This window comes from Xanthobacter sp. 126, assembly GCF_000526175.1.
GTDB lineage: Bacteria > Pseudomonadota > Alphaproteobacteria > Rhizobiales > Xanthobacteraceae > Xanthobacter > Xanthobacter aminoxidans.
This window is the reverse complement of sequence record NZ_JAFO01000001.1, coordinates 4,512,570-4,529,454: the sequence shown is the minus strand read 5'-3', so window position 1 is coordinate 4,529,454 and position 16,885 is coordinate 4,512,570. Positions and strand designations below refer to the sequence as shown.

Annotated in this window: 15 protein-coding genes; 6 read left to right on the top strand and 9 right to left on the bottom strand. The window is 70.0% G+C overall.

All coding sequences use genetic code 11. From position 1 onward, the window contains the following. Window positions 1–11: 11 nt before the first annotated feature. From XAN126_RS0121450 to XAN126_RS28005, 3 genes are all read right to left on the bottom strand, one after another. Window positions 12–1,379: a leucyl aminopeptidase family protein gene (locus XAN126_RS0121450; protein WP_024280611.1), complete on the bottom strand. Its 1,368-nt coding sequence runs from the start codon at window positions 1,377–1,379 to the stop codon at window positions 12–14. A gap of 136 nt (window positions 1,380–1,515) precedes the next feature. Beyond that, on the bottom strand, window positions 1,516–2,001 hold the full coding sequence (locus XAN126_RS0121445; protein WP_024280610.1) for a prepilin peptidase: 486 nt from the start codon (window positions 1,999–2,001) through the stop codon (window positions 1,516–1,518). Window positions 2,002–2,014: 13 nt separating this feature from the next. After that, entirely contained in the window at window positions 2,015–2,179 is a 165-nt protein-coding gene (locus XAN126_RS28005; protein ID WP_081762738.1) for a Flp family type IVb pilin, read from the bottom strand. Between the two features lie 251 nt (window positions 2,180–2,430). Here XAN126_RS28005 and XAN126_RS0121435 point away from each other — a divergent pair, with 251 nt between their 5' ends. Then, window positions 2,431–3,387 (top strand): pirin family protein, encoded by a 957-nt coding sequence (locus tag XAN126_RS0121435; RefSeq protein ID WP_024280609.1) that lies wholly within the window; start codon window positions 2,431–2,433, stop codon window positions 3,385–3,387. A gap of 33 nt (window positions 3,388–3,420) precedes the next feature. Here the strand turns inward: XAN126_RS0121435 and XAN126_RS28800 are convergent, their stop codons facing one another. Continuing rightward, complete coding sequence (locus tag XAN126_RS28800; protein ID WP_024280608.1) at window positions 3,421–3,804, bottom strand: hypothetical protein; 384 nt, start codon at window positions 3,802–3,804, stop codon at window positions 3,421–3,423. Between the two features lie 65 nt (window positions 3,805–3,869). Next, window positions 3,870–7,073 (bottom strand): maltose alpha-D-glucosyltransferase, encoded by a 3,204-nt coding sequence (gene treS, locus XAN126_RS0121420; protein ID WP_024280607.1) that lies wholly within the window; start codon window positions 7,071–7,073, stop codon window positions 3,870–3,872. Between the two features lie 565 nt (window positions 7,074–7,638). Between treS and XAN126_RS0121415 the strand changes: the two genes are divergently transcribed. After that, window positions 7,639–7,881, top strand: coding sequence for a hypothetical protein (locus XAN126_RS0121415; RefSeq protein ID WP_024280606.1), 243 nt, complete (start codon window positions 7,639–7,641; stop codon window positions 7,879–7,881). 66 nt (window positions 7,882–7,947) lie between these two features. On the opposite strand, the gene ppk2 is transcribed toward XAN126_RS0121415, so the two are convergent. From ppk2 to XAN126_RS0121400, 3 genes are all read right to left on the bottom strand, one after another. Further along, entirely contained in the window at window positions 7,948–8,799 is an 852-nt protein-coding gene (gene ppk2, locus XAN126_RS0121410) for a polyphosphate kinase 2 (RefSeq protein ID WP_024280605.1), read from the bottom strand. Window positions 8,800–8,842: 43 nt separating this feature from the next. Then, window positions 8,843–9,325, bottom strand: a complete 483-nt coding sequence (locus tag XAN126_RS0121405; RefSeq protein ID WP_024280604.1) for a hypothetical protein — start codon at window positions 9,323–9,325, stop codon at window positions 8,843–8,845. Between the two features lie 227 nt (window positions 9,326–9,552). After that, the gene (locus tag XAN126_RS0121400) at window positions 9,553–9,792 is read right to left on the bottom strand and encodes a hypothetical protein (RefSeq protein WP_024280603.1); all 240 of its coding nucleotides are present in this window, start codon (window positions 9,790–9,792) and stop codon (window positions 9,553–9,555) included. Window positions 9,793–10,264: 472 nt separating this feature from the next. Between XAN126_RS0121400 and XAN126_RS0121395 the strand changes: the two genes are divergently transcribed. The 4 genes from XAN126_RS0121395 to XAN126_RS0121380 all read left to right on the top strand — a co-directional run bounded on the left by XAN126_RS0121395 (window position 10,265) and on the right by XAN126_RS0121380 (window position 16,526). Beyond that, window positions 10,265–11,545 carry a D-amino acid dehydrogenase gene (locus XAN126_RS0121395; protein ID WP_280938295.1) on the top strand — a complete coding sequence of 427 codons (1,281 nt, stop codon included), beginning with the start codon at window positions 10,265–10,267 and terminating at the stop codon, window positions 11,543–11,545. A 67-nt stretch (window positions 11,546–11,612) separates the two neighbouring features. After that, complete coding sequence (locus tag XAN126_RS0121390) at window positions 11,613–12,743, top strand: metallophosphoesterase (RefSeq protein ID WP_024280601.1); 1,131 nt, start codon at window positions 11,613–11,615, stop codon at window positions 12,741–12,743. Continuing rightward, on the top strand, window positions 12,743–15,379 hold the full coding sequence (locus tag XAN126_RS0121385) for an AAA family ATPase (protein ID WP_024280600.1): 2,637 nt from the start codon (window positions 12,743–12,745) through the stop codon (window positions 15,377–15,379). Before XAN126_RS0121390 ends, XAN126_RS0121385 begins: the two co-directional genes overlap by 1 nt. A gap of 115 nt (window positions 15,380–15,494) precedes the next feature. Continuing rightward, window positions 15,495–16,526 (top strand): FUSC family protein, encoded by a 1,032-nt coding sequence (locus XAN126_RS0121380; RefSeq protein WP_024280599.1) that lies wholly within the window; start codon window positions 15,495–15,497, stop codon window positions 16,524–16,526. 34 nt (window positions 16,527–16,560) lie between these two features. On the opposite strand, the gene XAN126_RS0121375 is transcribed toward XAN126_RS0121380, so the two are convergent. Beyond that, complete coding sequence (locus XAN126_RS0121375; protein ID WP_024280598.1) at window positions 16,561–16,860, bottom strand: putative quinol monooxygenase; 300 nt, start codon at window positions 16,858–16,860, stop codon at window positions 16,561–16,563. Window positions 16,861–16,885: the final 25 nt, after the last annotated feature.

Here is a 16,885-nt window from a genome sequence, read left to right as displayed (position 1 = left end):
AGCCCCACTCGTCAGCCGAACCGTTCGGCGATGAGGGCGTCGAGCGCCCGGATGGTCTGGGCCTCGCCGCCCTCGGGCCGGCCCGGCCGGCTGCTGGGGTTCCAGGCGAACAGGTCGAGGTGGAGATGGGAGCGCGCCTTCTCCACAAATTTGGCGAGGAACAGGGCTGCGGTGATGGCGCCGGCGAAGCCGCCGGACGAGACGTTGTTGATGTCGGCCACCTTCGAATCGAGCATGCCCGCGTAGGGCGCCCACAGGGGCAGGCGCCATAGCGGGTCCGCCTCCACCATGGCGTGGCGGGAGAGGTCAGCGGCGAAGTCCTCGTCGTCGGTGAAGGCGGCCGGAAGCTGCGGACCGAGAGCGACGCGGGCGGCGCCGGTGAGGGTGGCGAAGTCGATCATGAGGTCGGGCGCTTCCTCGTCCGCGAGGGCGAGGGCATCGGCCAGCACCAGCCGGCCCTCGGCGTCGGTGTTGCCGATCTCCACTGAAATGCCCTTGCGGCTGCGCAGCACGTCGCCGGGACGGAAGGCGACGCCGGAGACGGAATTCTCCACCGCCGGAATGAGCACGCGCAAATTCACCTTTGCGCCGCGCGACAGCAGCATGTGGGCGAGCCCCAGCGCATTGGCGGCGCCGCCCATGTCCTTCTTCATCAGCAGCATGGCCGAGGAGGGCTTGAGATCCAGGCCGCCCGTGTCGAAGCACACGCCCTTGCCCACCAGCGTCACCTTCGGGTGGCTGGGATCGCCGGCGCGGATCTCGATCAGGCGCGGGGCGCGGGCGGCGGCAAGGCCCACCGCATGGATCAGGGGGAAGTTCTGCGCCAGCAGTGCGTCACCGACGATGGAGCGGAAGCGCGCGCCATAGCGGGCGGCAAGGCTGCGGGCCGCATCCTCCAGCTCGGCCGGGCCGAGGTCATTGGCCGGGGTGTTCACGAGATCGCGGGTGAGCGTGATCGCCTCCACCGTGCGGCGGAGCTGGGCGGCGTCCACCCCCTCCGGCACCACGAGCTGCACCTTGGGGGCCTTGGCAGCGCGGTAGGTGGAGAAGCGGTAGCAGCCCAGCGCGAAGGCGAGGGCGGCGAGGCGGGGGCTCGGCACCTCGCCTTCCAGCCGCCAGGTGCCCTCGGGCAGCAGGCCGGACAGGGCGCCGGTGGCGAAGGCGTCGGCCTTGGGCGCGGGGGCGATGCCGAACAGGGCACCGGCCAGTCCGCCGTCGGTGTTCGGCAGCAGCAGCAGCTTGCCGGCGGCGCCGGAGAAGCCGGCCGCCTCGGCGAAGCGGCGCGCGGCCTCGGGAATGGGAGCGGAGGCGAAGGTGTCCTTGGTGACGCACCAGACGGGCAGGCTGACGGCGGACGACGGGGCAAAGCAATCAATCATCAACGGAACTCCTCGCGCCGCGCCGGGGGGACAGGCAATGGTTCCGCCATCCGGCACCGCGCAGCCGGCGCATGGTGGTCCGCGCCGCGATCGCCTGCAAGATGCCCCGCAGAGCCGCCGCCCCAGGCGGAGTCGGTCAGGGATGCAGCAGGCTGGACAGGGGATGGATGAGGAGGCCGGCGCCCGCCAGCGCCACGCCATAGGGCAGGCTGGTGCGGTGCCGGTCGGGAAGTTCGGCGCCGGCCGGGCCCGCGAGGCGATGGCGCGCGGCGGCGGCGATGCCGAGCAGGGCACCGATGGTTCCGGTGGCGAGCACGAACAGGGGCAGGTGCAGCGGATCCACCCACAGCACGATGGCGCCGGCCAGTTTGGCATCTCCCGCGCCGATGATGTCCTCCGCGAACAGGGAGAAGCCCAGCGCCGTGACGGCGCCGGCGGCAGCGAGGCGGAAGATGAGGTCCGGGACGGGCGTGAACTGGGTGACGGCGGCGAAGGCGGCGATCAGGCAGACGACCACGGCATTGGGGATGATCCGGCGGGCGAGGTCCGCGCCGATCGACGCGCACAGCAATGCCGGATAGAGGCCGAGCAGCAGAAGCTCGGCGATCCCGATGTGGCCCATCCCCATCGTGCGGTCAGTTCCCGGCGGCGGCCGAGGAGGCCTGAAGCCGGGCGAAGGTGGAGGCGATCTGCACCAGCACCGTGACGATGGCGATGGAGAGGCCGGCGGCGATGAGGCCGTATTCGAGGGCGGTGGAGCCGTCCTCTTCCTTGATGAAGCGCGAGAACAGAAGCTTCATGGCTCAAATCCGGTCAATGGCGGCGCGTGACCGCCGCAACGGCGGGCCGCAACTTGGATGCCGCGACGGGGTTGCCGTGGCAGAGCCGACGCTAGGGCGGCCCCCTTGCGGGGAAGTAAAAAACCGCGGCCGAGAACGTCCACTGCGCGTGCCGGTTGCTTGAAAGGTTAACGGTTCCGCTCGCGCGTCTTTGACGCCGGGGGCGCGGATCGCCCTTTGACGGCGGCGCCGGAGGCCGGCAAGCTCCCGCCATGAGCTTCTCCCCGACACCCGATCCCGTCCCCGGCGATGCCGCGAGTTGCGCGGCCGTTGAGACCGTGATTGTCCCCCGCGCCCACGACATCGGCGGCATGGAGGTGGCCCGCGTGCTGCCCTCCGTGCAAGGCCAGATGATCGGCCCCTTCATCTTCTTCGACCGGATGGGGCCGGTGCGATTCTCTGCGGCGCAGGCGCAGGACGTGCGCCCGCACCCGCACATCGGCCTCGCCACCGTGACCTACCTGTTCGAAGGCAGCATGATCCACCGCGACAGCCTCGGCTCCGAGCGGGTGATCGAGCCGGGCGCGGTGAATTTGATGACCGCCGGGCGCGGCATCGTCCATTCCGAGCGGCACGACGCCTCCGTGAAGGCGCGCGGGGGGCCGCTGTTCGGCATCCAGAGCTGGATCGCGCTGCCCAGGGCGCTGGAAGAGACCAGCCCGGACTTCCTCCATGCGGACAGCGCGGCGCTGCCGGTGGTGGCGGACGGCGGGATCAAGGCGCGGGTGATTCTCGGGAGCGCCTTCGGGGCGACGTCGCCCGTCGCGCTCGCCTCGCCCGCGACCTATGTGGAAATCCAGTTGGCTGCGGGCGCGCATGTGCCAGTGGATCCCACCCACGAGGACCGCGCTCTGTTCACGCTGGAGGGCGAGGTGGAGGTGGACGGCACCGCCTTTCCACCCGGCCAGATGCTGGTGATCCGGCGCGGCGTTGCCACCTCCGTCCGGGCACGGACCCCGGCGCGGCTGATGCTGGTGGGCGGTGAGCCGCTGGAGGGGCCGCGCTACATCTGGTGGAATTTCGTGTCGTCGAGTCTCGATCGGCTGGACGCGGCCAAGGCCGCATGGCGGGAAGGCCGGTTTGACCTCATCCCCATGGACCACGACGAGTTCATCCCCGCGCCGGAAGATGGCGCCGGCCGGCCCCGCCCTCAGAGCCCGCGGGGCTGAGGGGCCGGGGACGGCGCGCCCTTGCGCGCGTGCTCAAGCCTTGCCAGGCTGGATCTGCGCTGGGGTGTCGCTGGCGGGAAAGCTCTCCTTCAACGCTTCATCCAGGCGGTCGGAGGCCTTCCTTTTCTCGTGCGCACCGTCTTCCGTATCCGCCGCCGCGTCGCCGCCTTCGGGCTTCGACGCGCGGGTGAGGGAGGGCGGGTCGCTGGCGGGGAAGGAATCCTCAAGCGCCTCGTCCAGTTCGTCGGAGACACGCTCGTTTTCGCGCGCGGCGGCGTCCCGCGGCTCGCCGTCCGCCTTCGGGGCGCGGGTGACGGACGGGGGATCGCTGGCCGGGAAGGACTCTTCCAGCGCCTCGTCGAGTCGCTGGTCGAGCGTGGCGGTGCGGGGGGACGCGGTGGAGGCAGCGGGGGTCATGGCATCGATCTCCTCTGCACCATCAACGAACGGCAGAGCCGCCCGTTCCCTTCCGCCATGCCGCCTCACGCATCAAGGGCAGCCTCCTGCCGCGCGAGCCGGGCGGCGACACGCTCAAGGCCGGCGGCGATCTCCCGGCGCTCGCCCGGGCGCAGGTCCGTTCCCGTCTGCAGGCGGCGCGCGAGCGCTTCCATGAGGAAGAGATCGAGCAGGGGCCGGCCACGGCCGCTGTCCGGCGCCCCCTCCGCATAGGCAGCGAGCACCGCGCGCTCGGCGCGGGAGCGGAAGGCGGAGAGCAACTCCGCCCGCAGTTCCGACGCGTCGCGGGCGATGCCAGCCTCGCCGGCAGTGACGCGCGCGAGGGTGTACACAAGGGAGGCGAGCAGTTCGGCGACATCGCGCCAGCCGTTCGCCCGCTCGCCCTGAGCGCCGGTGATGACCGCATCGCTCCCGGACACCAGCAGATGGTCGAGGTCGAAGCGTCCGTGGGTGCGGATCACCGGCACGTCCGTGCCGGAGAGCGGGCCGGCGATGCGCTCCCGCATTTGTGCCCCCAGCCAATCCCGATCGACACCGAAAAGGGCGTCCGGCGCGGCACGCACGGCGTCCATGGTCTCGCGAAGCCAGCCGTCGATCTCATCGGCAGAGGCGACGCCCGGCGCGAAGGCCGGATCGGCGGCGGGGGCCGAAAGGACGGCATGCAGTTCGGCCAGCCGCCGGGCGCTGGCGCGCAGCAGCCGGAGCACGCCCGCCACCTCCTCCTCGAAATGCTGGTGGCCGCCATCGGGCAGGGCTGCGGCATCGAGCGCACGCTGCACCTGCGCCAGGGTCCAGCCGGCGGCATTGCCCTGGTTGCGCACGAAGCCATAGGCGAGCGCCACCTGGGCCGATCCGCCTTCCGGCCGGGTACGGGTGATGGCGCCGATCAGCGGCGGCACGTGGGGGAAGTCGAGGGAGGTGAGGTGGCGCGCCATCTCCATCTCGCCGGTACAGCCGAACTCCATGTGGCGGAACAGCTTCACCGCCACCTTGTCGGTGACGACGAGGCTTGCCGCCGGCTCGTCGGCGTCGGCGAGCTCGCACAGGGCTCCTCGCTCCACGTCGAGGCCATCGAGCCGGTCGGTGGGCGAGAACACCAGCGCGCCGCCGTCGGGCAGGGGCACGGGCTCGGCCTGCCGCAGCGCGCGCAGCACGCCGGCGGGCAGCCCGTCCAGCACCATGGCATCAGTGAGAAAGCCCACGCGCCGGCCCTGCCGCACGCGGGTCAGGGCCAGCTGCTCGGCGATGGCGGGGGGGTGCTGGTCCTCCCACGCCACGCAGAAGGACATGAGGAAGCGCTCGGTGCGCCCGGCCAGATCGGCCTCGATCTCCGCCATGGCCACGTCCCGCTCGGTGCCCGGCAGGCGCATGACCCAGCCGATGCGCACCGCGCCGATGTCCTTGGCCGTGCCGGGAAACCAGCGCCGCCGCGCCAGATATTGCGGCAGCGCCTCGGTCTCGATGACCGCGCGATGAGCGTCGGAGAGGGCACCCATCAGCCCGTCGCGGACCACGAGGGTAGCGAATTCCGGTAGCATCTCCGGCGCGGGATCGCGCCAGGCGGGTTCCGCCGCCGTGGTGGAGAGACGGAAGGCGTAGAAGCCGTAGGGCGGCAGCGTGAGCACGAGGGGCGCGCGGTCCAGCGCAGGCAGGCTGGTGCCGCTCACGAGGTCCACCGGCACGCGCCGCTCGAACTCGGCGAGGTCCAGCTCCACCCCCTGCAAGGTGTGGGCGAGGTTGGCGACGCACAGCACCGCCTCGCCCTCAAATTCGCGAAGATAGGCAAGGATGCGCCGGTTGCGCGGGAACACGAGGCGGAAGGTGCCGCGCCCGAATGCCGGCTGCTCCTTGCGCACGGCGAGGAAGCGCCGTGTCCAGTTCAGCATGGAATGGGCATCGCGCGACTGCGCTTCCACATTCACCGCCGGGAATCCATAGAGCGGATCCTGGATCACCGGCAGCACCAGTTTCTCAGGATCGGCCCTGGAAAAGCCGCCGTTGCGGTCCGGCGACCACTGCATGGGCGTACGCACGCCGTCGCGGTCGCCGAGATGGATGTTGTCGCCCATGCCGATCTCGTCACCGTAATAGATGACGGGCGTTCCGGGCAGAGTGAGCAGCAGGGAGTTCATCAGCTCGATGCGCCGCCGGTCCCGCTCCAGCAAAGGCGCGAGGCGGCGGCGGATGCCGAGGTTGATGCGGGCGCGCCGGTCAGAGGCGTAGATGCTCCAGAGATAGTCCCGCTCGGCGTCGGTGACGGTCTCCAGCGTCAGCTCGTCGTGGTTGCGCAGGAAGATGGCCCACTGGCATGTTGCCGGGATGGCTGGCGTCTGGCGCAGGATGTCGGTGACCGGGAACCGGTCCTCCTTGGCGATGGCCATGTACATGCGCGGCATCAGCGGGAAGTGGAATGCCATGTGGCATTCATCCGCGTTGGGGCCGAAATATTGCTGGGTGTCCTCCGGCCAGAGATTGGCCTCGGCGAGCAGCATCCGGCCCTTGTAGTGGGCATCGAGATGGGCGCGGATCTTCTTCAGGATGGCGTGGGTCTCGGGCAGGTTGGCGCAGTCGGTACCCTCGCGCTCCACGAGATAGGGCACGGCGTCGAGCCGCAGGCCGTCCACCCCCATGTCCAGCCAGAAGCTCATGACGGAGAGGACGCGCTCGAGCACCTCGGGATTGTCGAAGTTGAGGTCCGGCTGGTGGGCATAGAAGCGGTGCCAGTAGAACTGGCCGGCCACCTCGTCCCAGCTCCAGTTGGATTTCTCCACGTCGCAGAACACGATGGGCACGCCGGGATAGCCCTTGTCGTCGTCCGCCCAGACATAAAGGTTGCGCTCCGGGCTGCCCTTGGGCGCGCGCCGCGCGGCCTGGAACCAGGGGTGCTGGTCGCTTGTGTGATTGATGACCAGCTCGGTGATGACACGCAGCCCGCGCGCATGCGCCTCGGCAATGAAGCGCCGCGCTTCGTCCATGGTGCCGTAATCCGGCGACACGCCCTCATAGAGCGCAATGTCGTAGCCGTCGTCGCGCCGGGGCGAGGGGTAGAAGGGCAGGAGCCAGACGGCGGTGGCGCCGAGGTCGGCGATATAATCGAGCTTGGAGATCAGCCCGCGGAAGTCGCCGATGCCGTCGTCATTGGCATCGAAGAACGACTTCACATGCAGCTGGTAGACGATGGCGTCCTTGTACCACAGAGGGTTGTCGCCAGCGGTGACGGGCTCAGGCATGGCCGAGGCTCCCGGTTCCGGAGGGCTTTGGGCCACGCAGGGCGGCCGGGGCGGACGAGATCGGGGCGGGGCAGAAAGGCACGGTGCTCCCTTGAACCGTCGTGGAGGGACAGGCGACCCGGCCGGCGCATCGCATTCGCAGCGGACGCGCCGGGTGAGTGGCCACGCTTGCCTAACGCGGCTGGAGCGTGGCGGTTCCGGTCTGTCAGGGAGAGTTCAGGGGACAATTGGGGCAGCCGGACGGCATGCGGGGGAATGCCGTCCGGCTGGCGCGTCAGTTTGCCGTGGCAATATCGGCGCCCGTCCTGTTTCGCGCGAAGGGGCGCCGCCGGCATCCCGAAAATGAAGGATGTCGGCAGAGAATTTTTTTCTCGCGAGGGATGGAACCTTTGGGACCGAACCGCGTTTCGACGGTCGTGGTGGGCTCATACGAGTCCGCCCCCGTTCCGGTCATGCGTCGCGCGTTTGCCGCTCTCCCCAATATGCGGGAGGCGCCCAGCGCCGTTGGCCGGCAGAACCTGACGCGAAGCCCCAGCTGCCCCACAGCCGACACGGAGGACCGCCCATGTTCGATGCCGCCCGCCACCCGCTCAAGATCTGCATCGATGGCTCCTGCATCGTCCTGCGCTCGCTGGACGATGCCATCGGTTTGATGCGCTCCCACCCCGTGGGGGAGCACGCCGAGATGCTGGTGGATCAGATGGAGGCCGCCCGCCTGCCCGAGCTTCAGCGCCGGGCCTGGGTGGCGTTCGAGACTTTCGCCGATGCCATGCGCCTGTCTCCCGACGCCCAGCGCCGGATGATGTGACACGGAAGGCAGGGCGGTCGCGGAAAGCGCCGCCCTGATTATCCTCCCGATTGAGCGGCTGCGCCCTCAGAACCTTTCCGGCACGCGATGGCGGGCATAGTCCGCCTCCACGTAATCGGGGTCCTTCTGGCGCTTGGGCAGCTTGATCTTCTCCCGCGGCACCTCCTCGTAGGGGATGCGGGAGAGAAGGTGTGAGATGATGTTGAGGCGCGCACGCTTCTTGTCGTCGGAGAAGGCCACGAACCACGGCGCCCACATGGTATCGGACGCCTCGAACATGGCGTCTCGGGCGCGGGAGTAATCGTACCAGCGCGCGTAGGATTCGAGGTCCATCGGCGAGAGCTTCCAGATCTTGCGGGGATCGTCGATGCGGCTCTCCATCCGCCGAGTCTGCTCCTCCTCGGACACTTCGAGCCAGTATTTGAGCAGGATCACGCCCGATTCGACGATGGTCTGCTCCACATAGGGCACGCTCTCCAGGAACTTCTTCGCCTGCTCCTCCGTGCAGAAGCCCATCACCCGGTCGACACCGGCGCGGTTGTACCAGGAGCGGTCGAAGACGATGATCTCGCCGCCAGCCGGCAGGTGCGTCACGTAGCGCTGGATGAACATCTGCGATTTCTCGCGGTCCGTGGGTGGGGGCAGGGCCACCACGCGGAAGATGCGCGGGCTCACCCGCTCCAGGATGGCCTTGATGACGCCGCCCTTGCCCGCCCCGTCGCGGCCTTCAAAGACGATGCAGATCTTCGCGCCCGTGTGCTTCACCCAGAGTTGAAGCTTCACCAGCTCCGCATGCAGGTGCTTCAGCTCGGCCTCGTATTCCTTGCGCGAGAGCGGGGCGGCGGGGCTGCCGCCGTCCGTGCCGGACGCGGGCAGGATCGCCTGGGTCTTGTGCTTCTTCTTGTGCTTGTGCGCCATGGCGGCGTCCTCCCTAAAAACCGCTCCCTTGAGACGGGGCGGGTCAGGCCCAGCTGAGGAAGAAGCCCACGTCACCGGGCATGCCGTTCGGCCAGTCGACGATCATGGCCTTGAGCTTGTAGTGGCCCTGCCGGAGGTAGTCGCGCCACAGCTCGTAGGCCTGGCGCGGGCGGCCGGTGAGCGTGTCGGGCCAGCCCTCCTCCGCATTGTTGATGGCGCGGCCCTTGTCGCTGCACAGCACGTTGGGAAAGCGCATCACCATGATCTCGGTCTCGCCGCGCTGGGCGGCAAGGCGGATCTTTGTGAGGAGGTTCTGGGCGATCTCATGCAGCGTCTCGGGCGTGAGATCGAGCGGCTGGGACAGCGTCTTTATGAGCTCCTCGCGGGCCTTGTCGGCCCGGTCCATGGCGGAGAACTCCTTGGACAGCTTCGACTTCTCGATTTCCATCATGTACGTGCGCAGGTCGTCCGCGCTCATGAAGCTCTCGTCGCCCAGCGTGGTATTCTGCTGCGCTACCTGGGGCATGGGTCGTCTCCGTTTGGAAATGCGGTCCGGCCGCAGTTTCTCCATGAGCGAAGCGGCGTCGTTGTCCGATATCAACTCTTTCCGGCCCCGCTCGCGTTCACACCTCCACGAGACGCGCAGAACGGCGCACAAGGCAAACAAAAAGGCCGGCGCCGGAGAGCTGGCGCCGGCCTCTCGTTTCGACCCGAAGGTCGAACCCGGAGGATTCTGGTCCTGAGGGAGCGCGCTCAGAGAGTCGCGAAGACGGAAGCCGGAATGCGGAAGAAGCCGCGGCCGTTGGCAAAGGCCCGGTAGTAGGACGACGCGTTGAGATAGAGATGCTCGAACCAAGCCTTGCCGCTCTGGCCTTCGGGCAGGCGGTCAATGGTGAAGATATCGGCGTTGGGCGCGAAGCGGACGTGGATCAGCACGTCATCGGTGGCGGAAGCTTCGACGGCCGCCGCGATGGGCTGGGCAAGGGCATTCATCACAAGGTCTCCTCTGGAAGGGATCAAGAAAAGCGCTGCAGGCACCTTCCCGGAGGCCTGCCCTGAAACGCCGGACACGCCCCGATGCCGCTGCCGGAGGAACCGCCGGATTGTCTCTTGCAACCCGGCCGGCCCCGGAAAGCCCCCGCAATCCCGAAACGCTAAGCAGGGGCCGGCGCCCATTCCTTGATCGCGATCAAATTTTGTGCGTCGGTATCGAAAGACCGAATGCCGCAGCCGATGTCACGCGGTGGTCCGGCCGCTGGCATCGGTGCGGCTGGCGAAAGACGCGTGCATCGGGCTCCACCCTTGCGGACGACACAGCACGTTGTTGTGAATGGGCTCGGATGCGCCCGCATTCGTCGCTGTCTGAGGGCACGGATCTTGCCAGCCTGAGGGCAAATGCGCCGTCTTCCGGCGTAGAATTGTCGCTAACCATCCGGCCGGGCCAGCGACCCCCTCGGCCGGCGGCGTGGGGTGCAAGGCCATGCGCATTCTGATTCTCGGCAGCGGCGTCGTCGGCACGACATCCGCCTATTATCTCTCCAGGGCCGGACATGAGGTGACGGTGCTCGACCGCCAGCCGGCGGCCGGCATGGAGACCTCATTCGCCAATGCGGGGCAGGTCTCGCCGGGCTATTCCTCACCCTGGGCCGGGCCGGGCATTCCGGTGAAGGCCGTCAAGTGGCTGCTCATGCACCATCGCCCGCTGGTGGTGTGGCCGGGCCTCGACCCCAAGCTCTATTTCTGGCTGGCGCGGATGCTCGCCAACTGCACCGAGGCCGCCTATCGCCGCAACAAGGCGCGCATGGTCCGCCTCGCCGAATTCAGCCGGGACGCGCTGGACGAGCTGCGCAAGGACACCGGCATCACCTATGACGAACGCACGCTCGGCACGCTCCAGCTGTTCCGCACCCAGAAGCAGCTCGACCACGTGCACGCCGACACCGAGGTGCTGGATGTCCACGGCGTCCCCTATGATTTGCTTGATCCCGCAGGCTGCATCCGCGCTGAGCCGGCGCTGGCGCGCGTCCGCGGCAAGTTCGTGGGCGGCCTGAGGCTGCCGGGGGACGAGACGGGCGACGCGCACCTCTTCACCCAGCGCCTCGCCGAGATCTGCGCGCGGCAGGGCGTGACCTTCCGATATGGCGTCACCGTCGATGCGCTGCGGCAGGACGGCGGGCGCATCACCGGCGTCGCTCTGTCGGGCGGCGAGGTGCTCACGGCCGATGCCTATGTGGCGGCCATGGGCAGCTACACGCCGGCCTTGCTCGCGCCGCTGGGCATCCGTCTCCCCGTGTATCCGGTGAAGGGCTATTCCCTGACACTGCCCATCGTCGATCCGGACGCGGCGCCGCGCTCGACCGTGATGGACGAGACCTACAAGGTGGCCATCACCCGCCTCGGCGACCGCATCCGCGTGGGTGGCACGGCGGAACTCGCCGGCTTCAACCTCTCGCTTCGCGCGCCGCGCCGGGCGACGCTGGCCTATTCGGTGGGGGATCTCTTCCCGGCCGGCGGCGACATCGAGAAGGCGACCTTCTGGACCGGCCTGCGCCCCATGACGCCGGACGGCACGCCCATCGTCGGAGCCACGCGCTTCGCCGATCTCTTCACCAACACCGGCCATGGCACCCTGGGCTGGACCATGGCCTGCGGCTCGGGCCGCGTGCTCGCCGACATCATCGGCGGCCGCGCGCCGGAGATCGACACGTCCGACCTCTCCGTCGCCCGTTACGCCGAGGCCGCCTGAGGCTTCCGCTCAAGCCGGACCTTGCGCCGCCGCCGCGCCTGCGCCAAACCAGCGCGCGGAGGCGGGCATGCGTTTCATTCACACGTCTGACTGGCAATTGGGCAAGCCGTTCGGCCGCGTGCCCGAAGAGGCGCGCACCGTTCTGAGGGAGGCGCGGCTCGACGCCATCGACCGCCTCGCCGCCGCGGCCCGTGCGAACGGGGCGCCGCTGGTGTTGGTGGCCGGCGACGTGTTCGACAGCCCGGAGCCGGGGGATCGGGTCTACCGGCAGGCGCTCAATCGCATGAAGGCGCAGGCCGATGTGCGCTTCCTGCTGCTGCCGGGCAACCATGATCCCCTGCGTGCGGACGGCCTATGGAGTCGGCTTGCCGCCGACACGCCGGCCAATGTCTCGGCCCTCATTGAGGCGCTGCCCGTGGATCTCGGCACCGGAGATGGCGAACAGGCCGTGCTGCTGCCGGCCCCGCTCTCCCACAAGCGCAGCGTGGCCGACCCCACCCAATGGTTCGATGGGGCGGAGACGCCTCCGGGCGCCCTGCGCATCGGGCTCGCCCACGGCTCGGTGCAGACCTTCGGCGGCGATGCCGACCCCAACCTCGTCGCCGTCGACCGCGCCCGTCGCGCCGGCCTCGCCTATCTCGCACTCGGCGACTGGCACGGCCGCATCCGGATCGACGAGCGCACCTATTACAGCGGCACGCCCGAGCCGGACGATTTCGGCCGCGAGGTCACCGGCGTCGCATTGCTGGTGGATGTGTCCGGCAATGCCCCGCCTGAGGTGACGGAGCTGCCCATCGGCCGCCACCACTGGCTGGAGGAGGGCTGGTCCCTTTCCGGCGCGGATGACCTCGACGCCCGCATCGCCGGCCTCGCGCCGGGCGTGGCACGGCAGGATCTCGTCTGCCGGCTCCGGCTCTCCGGCCTCGTCACGCTGGCTGAGCGGGTGGCGGTACGCCGCCGTCTGGAGGACGAGCTGGCGCACGAGGTACGCTGGCTGGACTTGATCGCCGAAGATCTCGTGACGCGGCCCACCGACACCGACCTCTCCGAAATCGACGCCCAGGGCGAGCTGCATACAGCCGCCGTGCGCCTTCGGGCGATGATGGGCGAAGGCGGGGCCGAGGGGCGGCTCGCCGCCCAGGCGCTGGAACGCCTCTATGTGGAGCAGATGCGCGCCCAAAGGGCGGGGGAAGCGTGATGCGGGTTCGTCGCCTCAGGATCGAGAATTTCCGCAAGTTCCGCGCCCCCGTGGTGGTGGACGGCTTCACCGACGGGCTGAACCTCGTCTGCGAGCCAAACGAGACCGGCAAATCCACGGTACTGGACGCCCTGCGCGCGGCCCTGTTCGAGCGCCACAGCGCCAAGAGCGACCGCATCCGCTCCTTCCGTCCGCAAGGCGACGAGGTGGCGCCGAGCGTGGAACTCGCTTTCGACGTGAACGGCGAGGAATGGCGCCTCACCAAGCGGTTCCTGCTCTCCCCCTCCGTGACGCTGGAGGGGCCGGAGGGGCGGTTCGCCTCCGATGTGGCCGAGGAAAAACTGCAGGGCCTCCTCGGCTTCGCCCGTGCGGGCAATCGCGGCGCTGACGATGACAGTCGCGGCGCGCTCGGTCTGCTCTGGGTGGAGCAGGGCCAGTCCTTCCTCCTCGGCAGTCCGGGCGAGACCGCCCGCCGCACGCTGGAGGAGGCTCTGGCCGGCGAGATCGGCGCCGTCACCGGCGGCCGTCGCGCCAAGGCGGTGGTGGCGCAGGTGGAGAAGGCGCTGGAGGATTTCCTCACTCCCGGTGGCAAGCCAACCAAGCGGCTGAAGCAGGCGATGGAGGCGGCCGAGGCTGCGCGCCTTGCCGCCACCGAGCGCGCGCGGGAATTGGAGCAGTTCGAGGGCGTGCTGGAGCAGCTCGAATACAGGCGCAACGAGCGCCGCCGGCTCGTGCGCGACATCGAGGACCCGCAGACCGACGCCGATCTGAAGAAGCTGGACGAGGACATCGCCCGCGCCCGCGCCGCCGGACAGGCGCTGGAGATCGCCACCCTCGCCGTGCGCGAGCAGTCCGCCCGCCGCAGCGCGCTGGAGGAGCGCCGGGCCGGGCGCGAGAAGCTCGCGGGCCAGCTTCAGTCCGCCGAGGGGAAGGTGGCGGGCGCCACGGAGGCCGTGGGCGCCCATGCCGAGGTGATCGGCCGCGCCCGCTCTGCCGAAAAAGCAGTGGCGGTTGCGTTGGAATCCGCCCGCTCAGCCCTGCGCGAGGCGGAGACCCGGCGAGACCAGTCCGTCGCCGAGCGCGCCGCCGCCGAGCGCCGCCTTGCGCTGGCTGCCGCCTTCGCCCGGCTAGACCGTGCCGAGGTCCATGCCACGAACATTCGCGAGCGGGAAACGCGCATCGCGGCCTCCCGCATGGATGCCGCTGCCGTGGATCGCCTGCGCCAATTGGAGGATGCGGAGAGCGCCGCGCGCGCCCAGGCGGAGGCTGGCGCCGCCACGCTGACCGTGACCCTCGAGCCGGGCGCGCCTGAGATACTCCTCGACGGCACGCCGCTGACCGAGGGCGCCCTCCGCCTCAGCCGGCCGCGCACCATCGCCATTCCCGGCGTCGGCACCATCGCCTTCGCCCCGCCACCCTCGGGCGAGCCGGCGCTGGCGCGGCTGCGGGCGGCGCGGCGCGATCTCGCCGATTTCCTCGCAGGCGTGGGCCACGACACGCAGCAGGCCGCCCGCACCGCGGGCCGGGCGCGGGCTATCGACGAGGCCGAGCTTCTGGGCCTGAGAACCCGGCTCAAGGCCGAATGCCCGGCGGATGCCGCCCTCGGCATCCCCGCCGGCCTCGATCCCCTGCGCGGTGCGCTCGCTGCCGTGGAGCGGCCGGCGCCGGAAACCAAGGATTCCGCATTCCCCGCCGCCGACGTGGAGACCCCCTATCGCGCCGCCCGCGCCGCCGAGACGGAGGCCGCTGCCCGCCGGGAGGCCGCGTTGGACAGCCTGAAGGCGGGCGAACTCAAGGAAGTCGCGCTCGCTGCCGCGCTGGAGCGGGCCGAGGCCGAGCGGGCGCGGCTCGCCACCGACCTTGCGGCCGACCGCGCCGCGCTCGCGGACGAAGATCTCGCCGCCGCCCTGGAGGACGCGCGCGCCGCCGAGGCCCGCGCGCTGGTGGATTGCGACACCGCCCGCCGCGCCGCCGAGGGACTGGACGCGGACGGCTTCATCCGCCGCCGCGATGCCCTGCGCAAGAAGCGCGACACGCTGCAATCCCAACTGCCGGAACTGGCCGGCGCGGTGGCGCGGCTGGAGGAGCAGGCGCGCACGCTGGGCGGGGAAGGCCCGGCGAGCCGCAAGGCCGCCGCCGACGAGGAGGCCGAGGCCGCCGTCGCCGCCCACGCCCGGCTGAAAAGCGAGGCGGACACGCTGGCGCTGCTGCTCAAGGTGCTCAAGGAGGCGCAGCAAGAAGCGGCGCGCCGCTATCTCGCCCCCGTCACCCGGCGCATCGAGCCCTATGTGCGGCGCCTACTGCCCTCGGCCAGTCTGTCCTTCGGCGAGGATCTGAAGCCCCAGCTCCTCACCCGCGCCGGCCGCGAGGAGGCGGCGGAGATGCTGAGCAAGGGCACGCAGGAGCAGATCGCCATCCTCACCCGCCTCGCCTTCGCCGATCTCCTCATCGACAAGGGCCAGCCCGCCTCGCTGGTGCTGGACGATGCCCTCGTCTTCGCCGACGACGACCGCTTCGACACCATGATGGAGATCCTCTCCGAAGCCTCCTGCCGCATGCAGGTGCTGGTGCTGAGCTGCCGGGCCTCAGCCTATCGGGCCCTGTCGGCGACGCGGCTCTCCATCCGTCCTGCGTGACGCTCCCGCACCTCTCGCGACCGTTGTAGGATGAGGGCGGGAAGGGCACAGAAATGGGCGGGATCGTCACAGCGCGCGCGGGTGCGGGCCGTCCGCGGGAGCCGCGCGGCGACACATGGGGGCGCCGGTGAGCGGCCCCATCGAGAGACTGCGCCTGTGGCTGGCGCAGGAACTTCATCTCGGCGCCATCGTGCGGGCGCTGGCGGTGATCGGTCCGCTGGTGATCGCCTATCTCCTCTCCGGCGAACCCGCGCTGGTCAATCTCTGCCTGCTCACCGTCTCCCTGCTGATCCCGGCGCTGAAGCTGCGCCTCAGCCCGGCGGCGGTGATCGTGCAATATTTCGTCATCGTCACCACCTTCGCGCTGCTGTTCCTGGCGGCGCCCATCCCGCCCCTGTTCGTGGTGCTGGCGGCCGTCACCGGCTTCATGGCCGCGGCCGTGACGCGCTTCGGCACGCTGATGCGGACGCTGGGCAACTGGGTGTTCATCCCCGCCGTCTATCTGGCGCTCGACATCCGCGAGGGCGCGCTGGGCGAGGCGGCGCTGTGGCAGGCGGGCGTGCTGCTCGGGCTCTCCCCGGTAGGCCTCACCCTCGTCTGCGTGGTGCAGGCGCTGGACGGGCGGCGGCGGACGCTGGAGCGATCCGAGATCTTCGGGCCACCCTCCGGCGACTGGCTGGTGCGGGCGGTGGCGACGGCGGCCGCCGTGTTCGCGGCGGCGCTGCTGGTGGAGATGTTCGACATCCGCGAGGGCCAGTGGCTCATCTGGTCGGCGGCGAGCGTCGTGGTGGGCGATCTTTCCGCTTCCACCGGCAAGCTGAAGCTGCGCGCCCTAGGCGCGCTGGTCGGCGCGCCGCTCGGGCTGCTGATCGGGCTGGTGCTGCCGGTCAGCGACGTGGGCTATTCCTTCTGCGTGCTCGGAGCCATGCTCACGCTGATCGCGTTTTGGCGCTACGTGGTCGGCTTCGGCGCGCGCTGCTTCTTCATCGCGCTCGCGTCCGCGTTTGCGGGGACGGGTAGCGGCATCGCCACCGAGCGGGTGGAGAACGTGCTCATCGGCGGTGCCTTCGGTCTCATCGCTGTGGCCCTCGCCGAGATCGCGCGGCCGCCGCGCCGTCCGCGACCGGAGCGGCGGGCGGCGCTCTGAGGCTGGTCAAGCCCGCGCAGCGCCCGAGCGTGGCTCAGGCCACCACGTCGACCGGATCGAGCACGAAGGGAGTGCGCTCGGCGAGGTCGTTGATGTGCGCGAAGTAATTCTCGAAGTGCGGCGTCTCGCGATGGGCGGTGACGGCCGCGGCGTCCACATAGAGTTCGTCGATGACGAACCGTGTGGGCTCGGCCTGATCGCGCCAGAAGTCCCAGCGCCGGTTGCCCGGCTCGGCGCGGGTGGCGCGCGCCATGCCCGTGAGCAGCGCCTGCAACGCTTCCGCCTTGCCCGGGCGGGCGGAGAGAAGGACCACGATCTTGACCGGCGCGCTCATCTTTGGGGTTCCTTCTGGGGGAAGA

Excerpts from the sequence above, each read along its gene's own strand:
- XAN126_RS0121450 (WP_024280611.1), bottom strand. The coding sequence starts at position 1,379 with ATGATTGATTGCTTTGCCCCGTCGTCCGCCGTCAGCCTGCCCGTCTGG.
- XAN126_RS0121445 (WP_024280610.1), bottom strand. The coding sequence starts at position 2,001 with ATGGGCCACATCGGGATCGCCGAGCTTCTGCTGCTCGGCCTCTATCCG.
- XAN126_RS28005 (WP_081762738.1), bottom strand. The coding sequence starts at position 2,179 with ATGAAGCTTCTGTTCTCGCGCTTCATCAAGGAAGAGGACGGCTCCACC.
- XAN126_RS0121435 (WP_024280609.1), top strand. The coding sequence starts at position 2,431 with ATGAGCTTCTCCCCGACACCCGATCCCGTCCCCGGCGATGCCGCGAGT.
- XAN126_RS28800 (WP_024280608.1), bottom strand. The coding sequence starts at position 3,804 with ATGACCCCCGCTGCCTCCACCGCGTCCCCCCGCACCGCCACGCTCGAC.
- treS (WP_024280607.1), bottom strand. The coding sequence starts at position 7,073 with ATGCCTGAGCCCGTCACCGCTGGCGACAACCCTCTGTGGTACAAGGAC.
- XAN126_RS0121415 (WP_024280606.1), top strand. The coding sequence starts at position 7,639 with ATGTTCGATGCCGCCCGCCACCCGCTCAAGATCTGCATCGATGGCTCC.
- ppk2 (WP_024280605.1), bottom strand. The coding sequence starts at position 8,799 with ATGGCGCACAAGCACAAGAAGAAGCACAAGACCCAGGCGATCCTGCCC.
- XAN126_RS0121405 (WP_024280604.1), bottom strand. The coding sequence starts at position 9,325 with ATGCCCCAGGTAGCGCAGCAGAATACCACGCTGGGCGACGAGAGCTTC.
- XAN126_RS0121400 (WP_024280603.1), bottom strand. The coding sequence starts at position 9,792 with ATGAATGCCCTTGCCCAGCCCATCGCGGCGGCCGTCGAAGCTTCCGCC.
- XAN126_RS0121390 (WP_024280601.1), top strand. The coding sequence starts at position 11,613 with ATGCGTTTCATTCACACGTCTGACTGGCAATTGGGCAAGCCGTTCGGC.
- XAN126_RS0121385 (WP_024280600.1), top strand. The coding sequence starts at position 12,743 with ATGCGGGTTCGTCGCCTCAGGATCGAGAATTTCCGCAAGTTCCGCGCC.
- XAN126_RS0121380 (WP_024280599.1), top strand. The coding sequence starts at position 15,495 with ATGGGGGCGCCGGTGAGCGGCCCCATCGAGAGACTGCGCCTGTGGCTG.
- XAN126_RS0121375 (WP_024280598.1), bottom strand. The coding sequence starts at position 16,860 with ATGAGCGCGCCGGTCAAGATCGTGGTCCTTCTCTCCGCCCGCCCGGGC.